14 protein-coding genes are annotated in these 17635 nt (G+C 67.6%); 6 read left to right on the plus strand and 8 right to left on the minus strand.

The annotated features are described in order from the left end of the window. Positions 1-181 precede the first annotated feature (181 nt). The 6 genes from fcl to RIB45_RS11880 all read right to left on the minus strand — a co-directional run bounded on the left by fcl (position 182) and on the right by RIB45_RS11880 (position 6296). Entirely contained in the window at positions 182-1183 is a 1002-nt protein-coding gene (fcl, locus tag RIB45_RS11855) for a GDP-L-fucose synthase (protein WP_350050486.1), read from the minus strand. After that, positions 1180-2496, minus strand: coding sequence for a branched-chain amino acid ABC transporter permease (locus RIB45_RS11860; protein WP_350050487.1), 1317 nt, complete (start codon positions 2494-2496; stop codon positions 1180-1182). The genes fcl and RIB45_RS11860 overlap by 4 nt, the downstream gene beginning before the upstream one ends. After that, complete coding sequence (locus RIB45_RS11865; protein WP_350050488.1) at positions 2493-3503, minus strand: branched-chain amino acid ABC transporter permease; 1011 nt, start codon at positions 3501-3503, stop codon at positions 2493-2495. Before RIB45_RS11865 ends, RIB45_RS11860 begins: the two co-directional genes overlap by 4 nt. Positions 3504-3507: 4 nt before the next feature. After that, complete coding sequence (locus tag RIB45_RS11870; protein ID WP_350050489.1) at positions 3508-4212, minus strand: ABC transporter ATP-binding protein; 705 nt, start codon at positions 4210-4212, stop codon at positions 3508-3510. Beyond that, complete coding sequence (locus RIB45_RS11875; protein ID WP_350050490.1) at positions 4209-4994, minus strand: ABC transporter ATP-binding protein; 786 nt, start codon at positions 4992-4994, stop codon at positions 4209-4211. The genes RIB45_RS11870 and RIB45_RS11875 overlap by 4 nt, the downstream gene beginning before the upstream one ends. 114 nt (positions 4995-5108) lie before the next feature. Beyond that, the gene (locus RIB45_RS11880) at positions 5109-6296 is read right to left on the minus strand and encodes an ABC transporter substrate-binding protein (RefSeq protein ID WP_350050491.1); all 1188 of its coding nucleotides are present in this window, start codon (positions 6294-6296) and stop codon (positions 5109-5111) included. Positions 6297-6531: 235 nt separating this feature from the next. On the opposite strand from RIB45_RS11880, the gene ssb reads away from it, so the two are divergent. The 6 genes from ssb (at position 6532) to RIB45_RS11910 (ending at position 14141) form a co-directional block, all read left to right on the plus strand. Beyond that, entirely contained in the window at positions 6532-7056 is a 525-nt protein-coding gene (gene ssb / locus RIB45_RS11885) for a single-stranded DNA-binding protein (protein WP_350050492.1), read from the plus strand. Positions 7057-7193: 137 nt separating this feature from the next. Next, the gene (locus RIB45_RS11890) at positions 7194-8510 is read left to right on the plus strand and encodes a uracil-xanthine permease family protein (RefSeq protein ID WP_350050493.1); all 1317 of its coding nucleotides are present in this window, start codon (positions 7194-7196) and stop codon (positions 8508-8510) included. A gap of 391 nt (positions 8511-8901) precedes the next feature. After that, on the plus strand, positions 8902-11700 hold the full coding sequence (gene gyrA, locus RIB45_RS11895; RefSeq protein ID WP_350050512.1) for a DNA gyrase subunit A: 2799 nt from the start codon (positions 8902-8904) through the stop codon (positions 11698-11700). Positions 11701-11741: 41 nt separating this feature from the next. Continuing rightward, on the plus strand, positions 11742-12278 hold the full coding sequence (coaD, locus tag RIB45_RS11900) for a pantetheine-phosphate adenylyltransferase (RefSeq protein WP_350050494.1): 537 nt from the start codon (positions 11742-11744) through the stop codon (positions 12276-12278). A 119-nt stretch (positions 12279-12397) separates the two neighbouring features. Then, positions 12398-12985, plus strand: a complete 588-nt coding sequence (locus RIB45_RS11905; RefSeq protein ID WP_350050495.1) for an SIS domain-containing protein — start codon at positions 12398-12400, stop codon at positions 12983-12985. Positions 12986-12998: 13 nt separating this feature from the next. Next, positions 12999-14141 carry a glycosyltransferase gene (locus tag RIB45_RS11910; protein ID WP_350050496.1) on the plus strand — a complete coding sequence of 381 codons (1143 nt, stop codon included), beginning with the start codon at positions 12999-13001 and terminating at the stop codon, positions 14139-14141. Here RIB45_RS11910 and RIB45_RS11915 read toward each other — a convergent pair. Together RIB45_RS11915 and RIB45_RS11920 are read right to left on the minus strand one after the other, a co-directional pair. After that, positions 14120-16351: a lysylphosphatidylglycerol synthase domain-containing protein gene (locus RIB45_RS11915; protein ID WP_350050497.1), complete on the minus strand. Its 2232-nt coding sequence runs from the start codon at positions 16349-16351 to the stop codon at positions 14120-14122. The two genes, RIB45_RS11910 and RIB45_RS11915, sit on opposite strands and share 22 nt — an antisense overlap. After that, positions 16348-17604, minus strand: a complete 1257-nt coding sequence (locus tag RIB45_RS11920; RefSeq protein WP_350050498.1) for an O-antigen ligase family protein — start codon at positions 17602-17604, stop codon at positions 16348-16350. The genes RIB45_RS11915 and RIB45_RS11920 overlap by 4 nt, the downstream gene beginning before the upstream one ends. Between the last annotated feature and the right edge of the window lie 31 nt (positions 17605-17635).

Raw genomic sequence — 17635 nt, forward strand, 5'->3', positions numbered from 1 at the left:
CCGGGCCGACAGCTCCCGGCGCCGCTCTTGCGATCCGCCGTTCCCCCGGGACGAGCCCGGGGTGACGGGTCTGCGGCGGACGAACCCGGCATCGTGGGTCGGGGACGACGATGGGCGGCCTCTGCGCGATCTCCGCGCTAAGGGTTGCGATCCCCTTGGATCAGGGGCCGACGCCGATGGATCAAGCGGCGCGTTCGGCGCGCGGCCAGCCGTTGATCTCCTCGCCCGACGCGAGGCGATCCAGCAGCCAGTCGTAGGTGCGGCGCACGCCGTCCTCCAGCGCGATCGAGGGGGTCCAGCCCAACGCCTGCAGCTTCGACGCGTCGACCAGTTTGCGCGGCGTTCCGTTCGGCTTGCTCGCATCGTAGACGAGGCGGCCTTCGAAGCCGACGACGCGCTTTACCAACTCGGCCAGCGCGCCGATCGACACCTCTTCGCCCGTGCCGATATTGACGTGGCCTTCGGCGGAATAGTGTTTGGCCAGGAAAACCGCGCCGTCGGCCAGATCCTCGACATGCAGGAACTCCCGCAAGGGCGAGCCGTCGCCCCAGACCGTCACCTCGGCGGCGCCGGCCTGCTTGGCCTCGTGAAAGCGCCGCAGCAGGGCGGGCAGGACGTGACCGCCCTCCAGGCTGAAATTATCGCCGGGACCGTAAAGGTTGGTCGGCATCACCGAGATGAAGTCGGCGTCGTACTGCCGGCGATAGGCGTCGCACAGCTTGATGCCGGCGATCTTGGCGAGCGCGTACCACTCGTTCGTCGGCTCCAACGGGCCGGTCAGCAGCGCGTCTTCGCTCATCGGCTGCGGCGCCAGCCGGGGATAGATGCAGGACGAGCCGAGGAAGATCAGCTTCTCCACACCGGCCTCGTAGGCGCCGTGGATCAGATGCGTCTCGATCGCGAGGTTCTCGTACAGGAACTCCGCCGGCCGGGTGTCGTTCGCCTGGATGCCGCCCACCTTGGCGGCGGCGACAAAGACGGCGTCCGGCTTCTCGGCCGCAAGCCAGCCCTCGACCTCGCGTTGACGGCCGAGATCGAGGGTCTCGCGCCCGGCTGTGAGGATCTCGCAGCCCTCGCTCTCCAGCCGCCGGACGAGCGCTCCGCCCACAAGCCCGCGATGGCCCGCGACGAAGACGCGCTTGCCCGAAAGCGGGTAGAGCGGTCGGCCGGCCGGCGCCGTCACGCAGCGCTCCCCGTCGTGCGTTCCGGGATTAGGCCCCGCGGGGCGAAGCGCATCACCAGAAGCAGGATCGCCCCCATCAGCAGATAGCGGGTGTAAGCCGCGCCGGCGACCAGATGCTGGGCGACGGTCGAATCCTCCGACAGCGGGATGGTGATCGTCTGCATGAACCACTGGCCCATCGGCTCCGCCTGGACCCACAGGAACCAGATCACGAAGCCGCCGAGCACGGCCCCGAAATTGTTTCCCGAGCCGCCCAGGATGACCATCACCCAGATCAGGAAGGTGTAGCGCAGCGGGATATAGCTGGTCGGCGTCAACTGGCCGTCCAGCGTCGTCAGCATCGCGCCGGCGAAGCCGCAGACCGCGCAGCCCATGATGAAGGTTTGCAGGTGGCGGCGCTTGACGTCCTTGCCCATTGCGGCGGCCGCGTCGCGATTGTCGCGGATCGCGCGCATCATCCGACCCCAGGGGGAGCGCAACGCGCGCTCGGCGAACCACATGACGATCGCGAGGCCGGCGACGAACAGCACCGCGTAGCACAGCTTCACGAACAGGCTGGCCGCGTCCGCGACGTCGGCGGCGCCGAAGAAGTTCGCCAGACCGATGAACCAATCCTGCTCGACCAGATCGACCTCGTAGGGCACGGGGCGGGGAATGCCGGTGACGTTCTTCACGCCGCGCGAGAGCCATTCCTCATACTTGATGATGGCGATGATGATCTCGGAGATGCCGAGCGTCGCAATCGCAAGGTAGTCGGCGCGCAGCCCCAGCGCGATCTTGCCGATGAACCAGCCCGCGCCCGCCGCGACCAGCGCGCCGATCGGCCAAGCGACCAGAACCGGCAGACCCAGCCCGCCGAGATAGCCGGACAGCGCCGGGTCGATCGCCTCGATCTTGGAGGTCGCCGGGCCGAAGAACTGGCCGATCACGAAATATCCGATCAGCAGCGTGACGATGGTCGCCGGCAGCTTGAACGGCCGTTCCGTCACGCGGCGCACCGCGACAGTGGCCGCGATGGTGCCGAGCAGCGCGACGAAGGACAGGAACAGCTCCCAGCCGGCGGCCTCCCAAGCCGCGCCCACCGGCGGCATGGCGATCAGCACGACCGTCAGGCCGCCCAGCGCCGTGAAACCCATCACGCCGACGTTGAAGAGCCCGGCGTAGCCCCACTGCATGTTCACGCCCAGCGCCATGATCGCGGAGATGACGCAGAGATTGAAGATGTTAAAGGCGACGTTCCAGCTCTGGTAGAAGCCGACGAAGATCAGCACCAGGGCCATCAGGCCGTAGAGAAGGGCGATGCGTTTCGTCATATGACTTTTCCGCGGATGATGCCGGTCGGCCGGATCAAGAGAACGGCCACCAGGATGATGAAGGAGACGGCGAACTTGTAGTCCGTCGACAGCAGCTGCACGAGCCCGTCCGGCGCCCAGCCCTCCGGCCCGAGATAGGCCAAGACCTTGCGGAAGGCGTAGGTCACCATGACCTCCGAGAAGGCGACGATGAAGGCCCCCAGGATCGCGCCCACCGGTTGACCGATGCCGCCGAGGATCGTTGCGGCGAAAATGGGCAGCAGGATCTGCAGGAAGATGAAGGGCTTGTAGGTCTTGTCGAGGCCGTACAGCGTGCCGGCGATCGCCGCCAGCGCGGCCGCGATGATCCAGCAGATGGCGACCACTTTCTCCGGACTGATGCCGGAAAGCAGCGCCAGATCCTCATCGTCCGAATAGGCGCGCATCGCCTTGCCTGACTTGGTTTTCTGCAGGAACCAGAACAGCGCGGAGACGACCGCCACGGCGACGACGACGGTGATCACCTGGGTCTGCTTGATGGCGATCCCCTCGTCCAGGCCCATGGCGCGGCGGCTGTCGAGCGCGCCGATGATGAACCGCTCGCCGTCGGCGAAGCTCTGATCGCCGGGTCCGATAACGATGCGGATCACGCCCGCCAACACAAACATCACGCCGACCGAGACGATCGCCATCACGATGGGGTTGGAGCGCTGCCGGCGATAGAAGCGGAAGACCATGCGGTCGGTGACCAGCGCCATGCCGATCGCGGCCAACACGCCGATCGGAAGGGCCAAAAGGGCGGTGGGGAAGGGGGCGATGCTCACTCCCGCCTCCTGCAGGGCCCAAGTCGCCAGGATGGACGCCATCGCGCCGAAGCTCATCAACTCGCCGTGCGAGAAGTTGGCGAAGCGCAGGATGCCGAAGATCAGCGTGACGCCCAGCGCGCCGAGGGCGAGTTGCGCGCCGTAGGCGGTCGCCGGCACGACGACGAAATTGGCGAAAAGGGCGAGGGCGTTGAGGATCTCCATCGGCTCAGCCCCCCAGGAAGGAGCGCCGCACTTCCTCGTTCGCGAGGAGCGCTTCGCCCGTGTCGGTGAATTTGTTGCGGCCCTGGACCAGCACGAAGCCGTGGTCGGCGATCTCCAACGCCTGGCGGGCGTTCTGCTCGACCATCAGGATTGCGACGCCGGTCTCGGCGATCTCCAGGATCTTGTCGAACAGCTCGTCCATCACGATCGGCGAGACGCCGGCCGTCGGCTCGTCCAGCATCAGAAGCTTCGGATTGGTCATCATGGCGCGGCCCACCGCGACCTGCTGACGCTGGCCGCCGGAGAGCTCGCCCGCCGGCTGGTTGCGCTTCTCCGCCAGGATCGGGAACAGCGAGAAGACGAATTCCTTGCTGTCCGACAGATCGTCGTCGCGGATGAAGCCGCCCATTTCGAGATTTTCCTCGACGGTGAGCGAGACGAAGACGTTGCGGTTCTGCGGCACGTAGCCCATGCCCTTCGGCACGCGGTTCTGGGGGGGCACGTGGGTGATGTCCTCGCCGTCCAGGACGATCGATCCCTCGCGCAGGTTCAGCATGCCGAAGACCGCCTTCATGGCCGTCGACTTGCCGGCGCCGTTGGGGCCGACGACGACCGCGATCTCGCCCTTCTCCACGGTGATGGAGCAGTCGTGGATGATGTCGACGCCGCCGTACCCGCCGGTCATGCCGGTTGCGGAAAGAAAACTCATGCGTCCGCCTTTTTCTTCTTATTGCTGAGGCCGGTGCCGAGATAGGCCTCGATCACCTCCTCGTTGTTCTTCACCTCTTCGATCGTGCCCTGGGTCAGAAGCTTGCCCTCGGCCATCACGATGACCGGGTCGCACAGGCGCGCGATGAAGTCCATGTCGTGCTCGATCAGGCAGAAGGTGTAGCCGCGCTCTTCGTTGAGGCGCTGGATCGACGTGGCGATGGTGTTCAACAGCGTGCGATTCACGCCGGCCCCGACCTCGTCCAGGAAGACGATCTTCGCGTCCACCATCATCGTGCGGCCGAGCTCCAGCAGCTTCTTCTGCCCGCCGGAAAGATTGCCGGCCAACTCGTTCTCAAGGTGCGAGATCTCGAGGAAATCGATCACCTCGCGCGCGCGCTCGCGCACCTTGGCCTCGGTCTCCATAACTTTCCGGAAATTGAACCAGGTGTGGCGCAGCTGTTCGCCTTCCTGCTGGCCGGGGACGACCATCAGGTTCTCGAGCACCGTGAGTGTGGAGAATTCATGCGCGATCTGGAAGGTGCGCAGCAGGCCCTTGTGGAAGAGCTCGTGCGGCTGCAGCGCGGTCACGTCCTCGCCGTCGAGATAGATTTTGCCGGACGAGGGCGGAAAGGCGCCGGCGATGATGTTGAACAGCGTGGTCTTGCCCGCCCCGTTCGGGCCGATCAGCCCGGTGATCGAGCCTTCCTCGATCTCCAGCGACACCCCGTCGACCGCGCGGATGCCGCCGAACCGTTTTTCGACGTCTTCTACCCTGATCATACCGAAAACCGTCCCCGACTACCGCTGGACGCACCCCGACGCGCCCCTTGAAAGAAGGAACGGCCAGGGGATCGCCCTGACCGTTCCTCCCGACACAGATCGGAAAGCCGATCCTTAGTGGTACATGACCGTCGTGAACTCGCCGTTCTCGACGATGGTCTCGCGGAAGCTGCCCGCGGACTCGCCCGGCTCGATCAGCTCCAGCGCGGTGCCGCCGACATAGTCGATGTCGCCGCCGTCCGCCAGGATCTGCAGGGCCTTCTTGAGCTCGCCCGGGAAGATCTTCTCGCCCGGCGCGTTGGCGACCATCATGATCTCGTCCTTGTAGACGGCCGGATCGGTCGAGTTCGCCGCCTGCATGGCCAGCAGGATCAGCGCGGAGGCGTCGTAGGCCTCGGGGACGTAGGGATCGTCGCCCTTGAAGCCCTTGCCCTCGGCCAGCTCGGCCAGCATGTCGGCGCCGGGGCTGTCGGTGCCCGGGTTGGTGCCGATGGAGCCGTCGAGCGCGTCGCCGAAGTGATCGGTCAGCGCCTGGCCGACCATGCCGTCCGGCAGCACGAAACGGTCGAACGCGCCGGTGTCGAGGGAGGCCTGGATCATGCCCTTGCCGCCCTGGTCGAGATAGCCGGCGACGATCAGCACCTCGCCGCCCGCGGCGGCCAGCGTGCCGACTTCGGCCGAGTAGTCGGCCTTGCCGTCCTCATGCGCGGCGACGGCCGTGATCGTGCCGCCCTTCGCCTCGAAGGCGGCCTGGATCGAATCGGCGAGGCCTTTGCCGTAGTCGTTGTTGGTGTAGGTCAGCGCGGCGGTCTTGATGCCGCGACGCTCCAGAATGTCGCCGATGATCTCGCCCTGACGCGCGTCGGACGGCGCGGTGCGGAAGAAGTAGCCGTCGTCCTCGATCGTCGTCAGCGCCGGCGAAGTCGCGGACGGCGAGATCAGGACCATGCCGTTCGGCCGGGCCACATTGTTCAACACCGCCGTGGTGGCGCCGGAGCAGGTCGCCCCGTTGATTCCGGCCACGCCTTCCGAGGTCACCAGACGCTCGGCCGCGGCGGTCGCCGCGGCGGCGTCGATGCAGGTGCTGTCGCCGCGGACCGAGACGACTTTCATGCCGCCCATGAAGACCCCGCTGTCCGAGACCTCCTGGATCGCCATTTCGCCGCCCTCGGCCATCGGCTTGACCAGCGACTCGGTCGGGCCGGTGAAGCCTTGAAGCATGCCGATCTTGACCGTGTCCTGGGCTGCGGCCGGCGCCGCGACGGCGGCCGAAGTGAGCAGGATCGCGAGCATTTTCCTCATGATGTACCTTCCCTGTGTGATGAGGAGTCTTGTTCTATAGCCGCGCAGTATACAGATCGGCGCGGCGGTTTCCACCCGTGCGAAATGGGATTGTCACATTGCCGCGCCCCACGCGCGTCGAGGGCTTTGCGCGTCCGGCGCGATGGCGTAGGCTGTCGCCCGCGCCGTCGGACGCCTGGGCCGAGGGCGCGCCCAGCCGTCAGCCGCCGTCACGTCATTTCAATTTGGGGGATCCATGTCCGGCAGTCTCAACAAGGTCATCCTGGTCGGCAATCTGGGGCGCGACCCGGAGGTCCGCTCGATGCAGAACGGCGACAAGGTCGCCAACCTCGCGATCGCGACGTCCGAGCGCTGGCGCGACCGCGAGGGCAACCAGCAGGAGCGGACCGAGTGGCACCGCGTCGTGATCTTCGGCAAGGTCGCCGAGATCGCCGAGCGCTACCTTAAGAAGGGCTCCAAGGTGCTGATCGAAGGCCAGCTGCAGACCCGCAAATGGCAGGACCAGTCGGGCCAGGACCGCTATTCGACCGAGGTCGTCGTGCGCGGCTTCGGCGGCAACATGACCATGCTCGACAGCGCCGGCGGCGGCGGCGGCGGCGGCTACGGCGGCGGCTCGGGCGGCGGCGGTTACGGCGGCGGCGGCGACTTCCCCGACAGCGGCTCCGGCGCGTACGGGGGCGGTTCCGGGGGCTCTGGCGGCGGCCGCTCCGGCGGCGGGGCCGACTATTCCCAGGATCTGGACGACGATATTCCGTTCTGATCTAAGACCGTCGGACTGGCGTTCGGCGCCCGAATCGGCGCATCACGCGGCCGTCCCGCCGGCCTGGGTTCCTGTAGCCGGTCGCCCGGCGGCCAAAGCGACAATAAAACGATAGCCTTGACGAGGGGATAAGGTCGATGTCCTTCCATGAGGATCGGCGGATCGCGCTTGATCTGCACGACAAGCCGTCTGCGCCCGTTTGGGGGCTGCTCAGCCTGCAGCATCTGTTCGCCATGTTCGGCGCGACGGTGCTGGTGCCCTTGATCACCGGGCTGCCGCCGGCGGTAGCCCTGGTGACCAGCGGGGCGGGGACGCTGCTCTACATCGTCATCACCAAGGGCGGGATCCCCGCCTATCTCGGCTCCAGCTTCGCCTTCATCGCGCCGATCCTGGCGGCGAGCGCGATGGGCGGCGTCGAAGGCGCGTTGGTGGGCTGCATGGCGGCGGGGCTGGTCTATGTCGTGATCTCGCTCCTGATTCGAGCCTTCGGGGTCAACTGGCTGATGCGCCTGCTGCCGCCGGTCGTGGTCGGGCCGGTCATCATGGTGATCGGGCTCGGCCTCGCCTCGGTCGCGGTCGACATGGCGATGAAGGGCGGCGTCGGCGCCGACTTCACCTATAACGGAACCTACCTGGTCACGGCCTTGGCGACGTTGTTGGTCGCGATCGTCTGCGCCACGTTCCTCAAGAATTTTCTCTCCATGGTGCCGGTGCTGATCGGCATCGTGGCCGGCTATCTGATTTCGATCCCGCTGGGACTGGTGGAGTTCTCCCGGGTGGTTGAGGCGCCGGTCTTCCAGGTCCCGCAGTTCATCGTGCCCTTCGTGACCTACACGCCAGAGCTCAATAACGCGATCATCGTCGCCTTCCTGGCCGCCGCCATCGTGCCGGTGGCCGAGCATATCGGCGATCAGATGGTCTTGAGCAAGGTGGCGGGCCGCAACTTCTTGCGCCATCCGGGCCTGGGACGCTCGCTGCTCGGGGACGGGCTTGCGACCCTCCTGGCCGGCGTGCTGGGCGGGCCGCCCAACACGACCTACGGCGAGAATATCGGCGTCGTGGCGGTTACCCGCGTCTTCAGCGTCTTCGTGATCGGCGGCGCGGCCTGCCTCGCCATCGTCTTCGGCTTCATCGGCAAGGTCTCGGCCTTCATCTCGACGATTCCCGTGCCCGTCATGGGCGGCATCTCGATCATGCTGTTCGGCATCATCGCGGCGTCGGGCCTGCGCATGATGGTCGACAACAAGGTGGATCTGGGGATCAAGCGCAACCTGGTGATCACCTCCGTGATCCTGACGATCGGCGTCGGCGGCGCGCTGGTGCAGCTGGGGCCGAACATCGAAGTGGCCGGCATGGCGCTCGCCGCCATCATCGGCATCCTCCTCAACCTCGTCCTGCCCGGCCGCCCGGCGCATGAGGAGAGCGAGCGGATGTTCGAGGCGCTCGGCGACTGAGCGGGGCTGGGGCGAGGGAGTCGTCGCAGGGCCCGATTCGGCGAGTTTTCGCCGCGATCGGGGCCCGCGCGGGCGATGCGGCGAAGGGTTTTTGGGCCGGCGCGGCCCGCGCCTTCGGCGCGCACGTGCAAGTCGTTGGTTTGATTGGGTAAATCGAGCCGGCCGCAACCGGTCTTTTCGCCGCGTTTTGCGGCCTGGGGAGTGTTTTATCCCGGGGCGGTGTGCTAAGACTTGGGGCCTTCGGTCCGCGGGTTCGCGGGAAAGAGGGTTTTGTTTTTACGGCTGTACCAGAGAGTGCCCTTTGAGCGACGACACCCCTGAGCCGGGCGCTGCTGCGCCCCCGCCGATCGACCCGCCTGACGATCCGCCCGCCTCGCCGCCCGGCGCGCCGATGGGCGGCGGGCCGGGCGGTCCCGGCGACGTCTCCAGCGTTCTGATCGAAGACGAGATGCGCTCCAGCTATCTCGATTACGCGATGAGCGTGATCGTGAGCCGGGCGCTGCCGGACGTGCGCGACGGTCTGAAGCCGGTGCATCGCCGCATCCTCTACGCCATGAAGGAGGGCGGCTACGACAGCACCAAGCCCTACCGCAAGTCGGCGCGCATCGTCGGCGACGTCATGGGTAAGTATCACCCGCACGGCGACAGCGCGATCTACGACGCCATGGTGCGCATGGCGCAGGACTTTTCGCTGCGCCTGCCGCTGATCGACGGGCAGGGCAATTTCGGCTCGATGGACGGCGACGCCGCGGCGGCCATGCGGTATACCGAGGCGCGTCTCGCCAAGGCGGCCGAGACGCTGCTGGACGACATCGACAAGGACACGGTCGACTTCCAGCCCAACTACGACGAGAGCGAGCGCGAGCCGTCGGTTTTGCCGGCGCGCTTCCCCAACCTGCTGGTCAACGGCGGCGGCGGCATCGCCGTCGGCATGGCGACCAATATCCCGCCGCACAATCTGGGCGAGGTGGTCGACGCCTGCATCGCCTGGATCGACGATCCCGACATCAGCGACGAAGCGCTGATGGAGCTGGTGCCGGGGCCGGACTTTCCCACGGGCGCCACCATCCTCGGCCGCTCCGGCATCCGGGCGGCCTATACGACGGGCCGCGGCTCCGTCGTCATGCGCGCCAAGATCGACGTGGAGGAGCGCGGCCAGGACCGGCTGCAGCTCGTCGTCACCGAGATCCCCTATCAGGTCAACAAGGCCCGGATGATCGAACGCATCGCCGAGGTGGTGCGCGACAAGACCATCGAGGGCATCGGCGATCTGCGCGACGAAAGCGATCGCGACGGCGTGCGCGTGGTGATCGAGCTGAAGCGCGGCGTCGAGCCGGAGGTGGTGAAGGCGCAGCTGTTCCGCTTCACCCCGCTGCAGACCAGCTTCGGCGTCAACATGCTCGCGCTGAACGGCGGCAAGCCGGAGATGATGCGGCTGCGCGACGTGCTGGAGGCCTTCACCGACTTCCGCGAGGAGGTGATCAAGCGCCGCACCGCCTTCGAGCTCGCCAAGGCCCGCGACCGCGCGCACATCCTGACCGGCCTCATGGTGGCGATCACCAATCTCGACCCGGTGATCGAGCTGATCCGCGCCGCGCCCGATCCGGCGACGGCGCGCGCCTCGTTGATGGGCCGCTCCTGGCCGGCGGCGGAGATCTTGCCTTATCTGGAGCTGATCGACGATCCGGAGGCGCGGATCGAAGGCGAGGAGGCGTGGCTGTCCGAGCGGCAGGCTCGCGCGATCCTGGAGCTTCGCCTGCAGCGCCTGACCGGCATGGAGCGCGAGAAGCTCGAGCAGGAGACCAAGGAAATCGCGGAGCGGATCAAGGAGTATCTCGAGATCCTGGCCTCCCGCGCGCGTCGCTACGAGGTGATGAAGGAGGAGCTGCTCGACATCAAGCAGCGCTTCGACACCCCGCGCCGCACCGTGATCGAAGAGAACGAGTTCGAACACGACATAGAAGACCTGATCCAACGCGAGGAGATGGTCGTCACCGTCACCCACGGCGGCTACATCAAGCGGGTGCCGCTGTCCACTTATCGCGCGCAGCGCCGCGGTGGTAAAGGCCGCACCGGCATGGCGATGAAGGACGAGGATTTCGTCGGCCGCGTCTTCGTCGCCTCGACCCATACGCCGGTGCTGTTCTTCTCCTCCCGCGGGATGGTCTATCAGATGAAGGTCTACAAGCTGCCGCTGGGAAGCCCCCAGGCGCGCGGCAAGGCTTTGGTCAATCTGCTGCCGATGCAGGAGGGGGAGTTCGTCACCACCATCATGCCGCTGCCGGAGGACGAGGAGAGCTGGGACGCGCTCAACGTCATGTTCGCGACCGCATCCGGCGCGGTGCGACGCAACGCCCTCTCCGACTTCACCAACATCAAGGCGAACGGCAAAATCGCCATGAAGCTGGAGGAGGGCGACCGCTTGGTCGACGTGAAGCCTTGCCAGCCGGGCGAGGACGTGCTGCTGGCCACGGCCGGCGCGATGTCGATCCGCTTCCCGGTCGAAGACGTGCGGTTGTTCGCGGGACGCAACTCCGTCGGCGTACGCGGCGTGCGCCTGGCCGAGGGGGACGAGGTGATCTCGATGGCGATCCTGCGCCATTCCGACGCCTCGCCGGACGATCGCAACGCCTATCTCCAGGCGGCGTCGGCCGCCCGGCGCCTCGCCAACCCTGAATATGGCGGTGACGGAGAGGATCGCGCGCGCGACGAAGAGCGCGCGGCCCAGCTTGAGGCGCCGGAGTTCCGGGCGATGCGCGAGAATGAGGAGTTCATCCTCACCATCTCCGATCGCGGCATGGGCCAGCTGGCCTCCGCCTACGACTACCGGGTCACCGGGCGCGGCGGCAAAGGCATCAACAACATGAAGACCCGCGGCGCGAAGGTCGCGGCCAGCTTTTGGGTGGATACCAACACGGACGAGTTGATGCTGGTCACCGACGGCGGCCAGATCATCCGCTGCCGGCTGGACGAATTGACGCCGAAGAGCCGCAACACCCAGGGCGTGCGGCTTTTCGACATCGGCGAAGGCCAACGCGTCGTGTCCGTCGCGCGCTTAACGGACGAGGGCGACGACGGCGAAATGCCGCCCGCCTCGGAGGCGGAGGATGCAGAGGGGCCGGTCGATGCGCCGGACGCGCCGTCGGACGCGGCGCCCGACGCTTCCAGCCGCTCCGAGACGGACGAGTGACGCCGGCGTGATGTCGGCCGGACGCGCGAGGGGGCAAGTCGATGGCGGCGCATGAACGGGTCGGGATCTATCCCGGCACTTTCGACCCGATCACCAACGGGCACACGGACATCATCAGCCGCGCGGCGAAGCATCTGTGCGACCGCTTGGTGGTCTCCGTCGCCGTCAACGCCGGCAAGGGGCCGATTTTCTCGCTGGAGGAACGGGTTGCGCTGGTTCAGGCGGAGGTGGAGGCGCTGTCGCGCACGGGCGGCGCGACGATCGAAGTGAAGCCCTTCAGCGGTCTGCTGATGCATTGGGCCGAAGAGTGCGACGCGAGCATGATCGTCCGCGGACTGCGCGCGGTGTCCGACTTCGAATATGAATTCCAGATGACCGGCATGAACGCCCGCCTGAATACGGAGGTGGAGACCGTCTTTCTGATGTCGTCTGAACGCCATCAGTTCATCTCCAGCCGGTTTGTGAAGGAAATCCGCCAGTTGGGGGGCGACATCTCTCAGTTCGTCAGCCCGCGGGTTATGCGCGCGCTGGATGCGAAGTTCGAGCAGATGGGCCGGGCCAATCGTGCGGGGGATTAGGCCGGCGCGCCGGGCGGTCGCCGCTCCGGCGCTGCGGCGCATCGCCGCCGAGAGCGCCGGCGGGCTGAGCCCGGCCTTGTCCGTTGTCAGCCGACCGGCGCAGCGATAGGGTCCGGCGAATGGGGGACCGCACCGCCTTCTTCACGCGCTGTTTCGACGAACACGCCGACGTGCTGGCCGCGACGCGCGCCGGTTGCGCCGCCGACCTGGATGCGATGGCGGGCGCATGGCTCGCGACGATCCAGGGCGGGGGCAAGATCCTTTTCTTCGGAAACGGCGGCAGCGCCGGCGACGCCCAGCATTTGGCGACCGAGCTCACGGTTCGATTCAAGGCCGACCGTGCGCCGATCGCCGCGTTGGCGCTCACTACCGACAGTTCGACCTTGACGGCGATCGGCAACGATTACGGCTTCGAACGGCTGTTCGCGCGGCAAATTGAAGCGTTGGCGAAGCCCGAGGACCTCGCCCTCGGCATCTCCACAAGCGGTGAAAGCCCGAACGTGCTGGCCGGGATCGCGGCGGCGCGGCGGGTCGGCGCTCGCACGGCCGCATTCAGCGGTTGCGGCGGCGGCGCGCTTGCCGAGGCGGCGGATCTCTGCATCACAGTGCCCAGCGACGTGACGGCCCGGATCCAGGAGATGCACATCCTGGCCGGGCAGATGCTGTGCGCTGCGCTGGAGATCGACCTCGGTCTCGCGCCCGACTGACGGGGGGCGGGGCATGAGCGAGGGCGCCGCGGGCCCCATCCGGGTCTTGCATGTGATCACCGGCCTGGGGCGCGGTGGGGCGGAGCGCATGCTCTACACCGTGTGCGCCGAATCCCGACGCCGGGCCGACGCCGAGCCTCGGCGCGGCGCGCCGATCGCCCATCACGTGGCGTCCCTTCTGCCGGGAGGACGCTATCGGCCGCTGCTGGAGGGGGTCGGCATCCATGTGACGACCGTAGACGCCGGTCAGGTGTGGCGGTTTCCCGCCGCCGTGCTGGCGCTGGCGCGCCTTATCCGGCGCGAGCGGCCCGACGTTCTTCAGGCCTGGATGTATCACGCGAATGTGGCGGCGGCGCTGGCGCTGATGGTGATCCCGAAGGCGGATCGGCCGCGCCTGATCTGGGGCGTACGCTGTTCGGCGATGGAGGTGGAGCGCTACTCCTGGCGGCTGCGGGTCACCCTTGCGCTGCACCGGTTGCTGCGCGGCCTGCCCGATCTGACTGCGGTCAATTCGCAAGCGGGGCGCGACGATCATCTGCGCCTCGGCCTGATCGTCGAGCCGGCGCCGGTGATCGAGAACGGGGTCGACGTCGAGAGTTTCGCTCCGGCGGACGCCGAGAGGCGCGCCGCGGCGCGCCGCGCGCTGAACGCGCCGGACGACGCGGTCGTCGCGCTTACGCTCGCGCGGGTCGATCCGATGAAGGACTACCCGCTTCTGATCGAGACGGCGCGCCGACTGCCGTCGGTCCAGTTTCTGGCGGCGGGCGAGGGCACTGAGCGTCTCGAGGGGCCGCCGAACTTTCGCGGGCTCGGCGCGCGCGACGACACCGCGACGCTGCTGGCGGCGGCGGATTTGCTGATCTCGTGCTCGGCCTATGGGGAGGGCATGTCGAACTCCATCGCCGAAGCGCTCGCCGCCGGCCTGCCGGTGGCGGCGACCGATGTCGGCGACGCGGCGCGCCTCGTCGGCGCGGCCGGACGGGTCGTGGCGCCGCGCGACGCCGACGCCTTGGCGGAGGCCGTCGGCGCCTTGACTGCAGACGAGAACGCCCGGCGGGCGTTGGGCGCGACCGCCGCCCGACGCATGCGCCAAGAATTTTCGATCAGCCGCGCGGTCGATCGCTTCGAGGCTCTTTATCGCGCCGGAGAGGGCTGAGCCCGCGCCTGAAGCCCCCAGGCGGCGGCTATTCCGCCAAGCGCCAGCCAGAAAATTCGCTGATAGAAAATGTCGTGCGGAAGGCTGAAAAGCCCGAAGCAGAGCGCGACCCCGAACATGAAGGCCTGATACGGCCGCTTGGGGCGGAACGCCGCCCGGCGCGCTCGCCAGAGCCAGAAGAGCGGCGGACCGAGCGCCACGGCCAGGCCGACGACGCCGAACTCGGCAAGCAGCCAGATCGGCGTGGAATGGATGACCAGAACGCCGCCGAATTCGCCCAGATCAAGATGCGCGAAGGCGCCGAGCCCGGCCCCGAAGATCGGGTGGGCGCGCCACATGTCGAGGCCGCGTTCGATCGTCATCCAGCGCTCGGACTGGTTGCTGCCCACATAAAGCCTATCCAGCATCGGCGTGGCGGCGTTCGTGCTGGAGAAGAGGTCGACCGCGACTCCGTGCAGCTTGAAGGCCGCATAGACGCCGACGGCGCACAGGCAGGCTTTGACCACGACCCGGCGATCCGTGAAACCCGCCGCCACCGCGAAAAGGATCAGTGAGAGTTCGATCAGAACGCCGGTTTTCGAATAGGTCCGCCAGATCGCGAAGAAGATGACGCCCATCAGAATCGCCAACGCCCAATCGGACGTGCGCCGGGCGAACGCGCGGCTGTAGGCGAGGGCGGCCGCCGCGGCCGCCAGCAATTGGAAGGCGTAGGTGTTTCGGTTGCGGGAGAAGCCCTCGAAATTGGACAGCCATGGCTCGACCACGGCGTAAGTCAGCGCGAGTTCAAGGTGCAGCAACGATACAAGCGCGGTTGCGGCCGCGGCGCAGATCAGAACTTCCGCAAGCCGGCGCAGCCCGTGTTGCCCGAAGCCGTTGACGAGCAGGGCGCCAAGGCTGACATAGCCGAGGATGATCGGCCACCCGGCCAGCCGATTGTTGATCGCCCAATCGATCGGGCCGAAGCGCATATAGCCGAGGACGAACCCGCCCAGCATCATCACGCTCAACGCGCCGAGCCAAAGCAGGAAGCCGCGCGGGACGGGGACCGGAGCGCCGCGCTCGGCGATCAAGAGGATCGCCGCCAGGGTCAGGGTGACGAGCGCCAACGGATCGGCCAGATTGACCGACAGCAGCACTCCGTCCACCTCGACATGAATCTGGAAAAAGACGAGCAAGGCCGCCAAAGGCCCGACCACGGCGATGAAGAGCCGCGTGGGTTGGCGCTCGCCGTCCCGCACGTGCGGCATGGCGGTCTTCGGGTCCGCCGCCGGCGCGCCCGGCCCGGTCTGGAGGCTCGCCCCCGCTTGCGGATCGGATCGGCGCATCACGACGGGTGCGAACAGCAGTACGACCAGCGTCGAGAGGACGCCGATCATGACCGAGAGCGTCAGCGCGCTCTCCGCCGAGATCCCGAGCCGGCCGAACGCGTAAAGCGCGCTGATTTCCCGCACGCCCCAGCCGTTGACGCTGATCGGCAGGCCCGCCGCGAAGGCCACCACGGCCCCCGCCGCGGCCAGTTCAAGCCAGGACGCCTGCAGATCCAGAGCGAAGGCTGCGAGCACGTAACAGGCGATCATCAGCGAATGCGCGGCGATCGTGAGCCCGCCGAGCGCCGCCGTCCGGGCGAGCGCGGCGCGGCTTAGAAGTTCTGCCGCCCATCGGATTTCCCGGCGCCAGCCGAAGACGAATCGGCAAAAGGCCGCAGCCAGCGCCATAGCCAAAATCATATCGACCAGCGCCAAATCCGCGAGGATGTCCTGCAAGGTGGAGGCGTCCTGCAGCAGCAGAAAACCGGCCGCCATGAACAGGCCGCCGATCGCCGCCAATAGCAGGCGTTCCAAGGTCACCAGGCCGGTCAGGGCGCTGGCGCTCAAGCCCGCGCTGCGCAGCACGGCGTGCCGCCCGATGATTGAGCCCACGACGTTGAAGATGATCAAGCTGGACAACAGGCCTGCGACGTTGGCCCGCAAAGCCGTCGTGAAGTCCACGGACAGTCGGCCGAGATAGCGCGTGAGCAGGCGAAGCCGTTGCGCGCCGAGGGCGAGATTAACGGATAGGCAGGCGACGATGGCGATCACGCCGAGCGGGCTGACGCGGCGGACCGTTTCGCCGACCTGTCCGAGGTCGACCGTCCAAAGCACGAGGCCGATCAGCGCCGCAGACACGATCGGCGCCGCGATCCTGCGCAGCCGGATCGAACGTCGGATCACGACGCGGCCTCAGCGCGCCGCGCGGCGGCGGCCCTGGCGGCGGCCCCGAAGAAAATCGCCGTCACGCCCAGGCAAAGCCACCAGCTCTGCCAAAGTCCCACGCTAACGGATCCGATCACGATGATCGCAGCCAGCGCGCCCCGCTCCGGCCAGCCTTTCAGAAGCAAAGTCGCGCTGAAAGCGGCGAAGGCGAGGCCGACGATCCCCAGCGCGCCGAACTCCAAACCGGCCTGCAGCCAGCCGGAGTGCGGATGCAGCGGCAGCGCGGGCGTCCTGCTCAGATAGAGAATGTGGGGCTCGCCGATGCTTGTGCGAAGCTCGATCACGGCGCCGAGCGGCGTGTCGGGCGGGAGCAGGTGCCGCGTGGCGTCGAGACCGTGACCGAACCAAGGCGCTTGCTCGATCAAGTGAGCCGCCGTGCGCCAAACGCCGGCGCGATGGGCGACGCTGTTGAGGCCCTCGTCGAAGCCCCAGGCGGCGACGGCGTCGAAGACCTCGGCGTTGAAGCCGATCAGGGCCGCGCCGCCGCCGAACAAAATCGTGAGCGCTGCGAGCGCTATCCCGCCGGCCGCCGGCCGCAGCAGGTGCGCGACCGCGACGCCGGCGGCTCCGCCGAGCGCAAGCGCCGCTGTAAGACTTCCCGTGAACGGCGCGGCGGCGAGCCCGGCCGCACAAAGAAGGATCGCCGCGGGGGGACTGAGTTTCGGTCCCGCCAGAGCGGCCAGCGGCCAAAACAGAACGGCGAAGCCCAGCGCCGCGCGGTTCGCGATGTTCGCGCGATCCGTCGGGGTCTCGGACAGCGCCTCGATTTCGCGGAAAAGGCCGAACGCCGCTTCCAGCCCGATCAGACCGAGCAGCAACGCAAGGCCGATGAGCGCCGCCCAGCCCAGGCCGCGCGCCGTGCTGTGACGCATCAGGCGTCCGAGCGCGAGCGCTGCGAGCGCGAGCGCCGCCAGAGCGGCCAGCTTCGGGACCCGTGCGAGCGTCGCTTCCGGCGTGGGCGACCAGAGCGCGCTGCAGGCCGCGTAGACGACGAAAAGCGCGAGGGCGAGCGCGACCGGCGTCTTGACGCAGCGCGCCGCCTCCTCGCGCCAGGCGCAGGCCGGGGCGTCGATCGTCCCGGCCGCCGCCGCGAGCAGCAGCGCCAACAGCACAGGCGTCTGCTGAGACGCAAAGAACAGCGTAATCGGCAGGCCGATCGCCGTGAGGCCGGCAAGGCAGGCGCCGGCGAAGCGATGGTTAGCGTCTGGCACGGCGCGGAACCCCAAAGAAGGCCTAGGCGGG

It is taken from the genome of Marivibrio sp., from assembly GCF_040218065.1.
In the GTDB taxonomy this organism is placed as follows: Bacteria; Pseudomonadota; Alphaproteobacteria; order UBA8366; family Aestuariispiraceae; genus Marivibrio.

What these genes read in the sequence shown, in the direction of transcription:
- RIB45_RS11860 (WP_350050487.1), bottom strand. Translation starts at nt 2,496, where the DNA reads ATGACGAAACGCATCGCCCTTCTCTACGGCCTGATGGCCCTGGTGCTG.
- RIB45_RS11865 (WP_350050488.1), bottom strand. Translation starts at nt 3,503, where the DNA reads ATGGAGATCCTCAACGCCCTCGCCCTTTTCGCCAATTTCGTCGTCGTG.
- RIB45_RS11870 (WP_350050489.1), bottom strand. Translation starts at nt 4,212, where the DNA reads ATGAGTTTTCTTTCCGCAACCGGCATGACCGGCGGGTACGGCGGCGTC.
- RIB45_RS11875 (WP_350050490.1), bottom strand. Translation starts at nt 4,994, where the DNA reads ATGATCAGGGTAGAAGACGTCGAAAAACGGTTCGGCGGCATCCGCGCG.
- RIB45_RS11880 (WP_350050491.1), bottom strand. Translation starts at nt 6,296, where the DNA reads ATGAGGAAAATGCTCGCGATCCTGCTCACTTCGGCCGCCGTCGCGGCG.
- ssb (WP_350050492.1), top strand. Translation starts at nt 6,532, where the DNA reads ATGTCCGGCAGTCTCAACAAGGTCATCCTGGTCGGCAATCTGGGGCGC.
- RIB45_RS11890 (WP_350050493.1), top strand. Translation starts at nt 7,194, where the DNA reads ATGTCCTTCCATGAGGATCGGCGGATCGCGCTTGATCTGCACGACAAG.
- gyrA (WP_350050512.1), top strand. Translation starts at nt 8,902, where the DNA reads ATGGGCGGCGGGCCGGGCGGTCCCGGCGACGTCTCCAGCGTTCTGATC.
- coaD (WP_350050494.1), top strand. Translation starts at nt 11,742, where the DNA reads ATGGCGGCGCATGAACGGGTCGGGATCTATCCCGGCACTTTCGACCCG.
- RIB45_RS11905 (WP_350050495.1), top strand. Translation starts at nt 12,398, where the DNA reads ATGGGGGACCGCACCGCCTTCTTCACGCGCTGTTTCGACGAACACGCC.
- RIB45_RS11910 (WP_350050496.1), top strand. Translation starts at nt 12,999, where the DNA reads ATGAGCGAGGGCGCCGCGGGCCCCATCCGGGTCTTGCATGTGATCACC.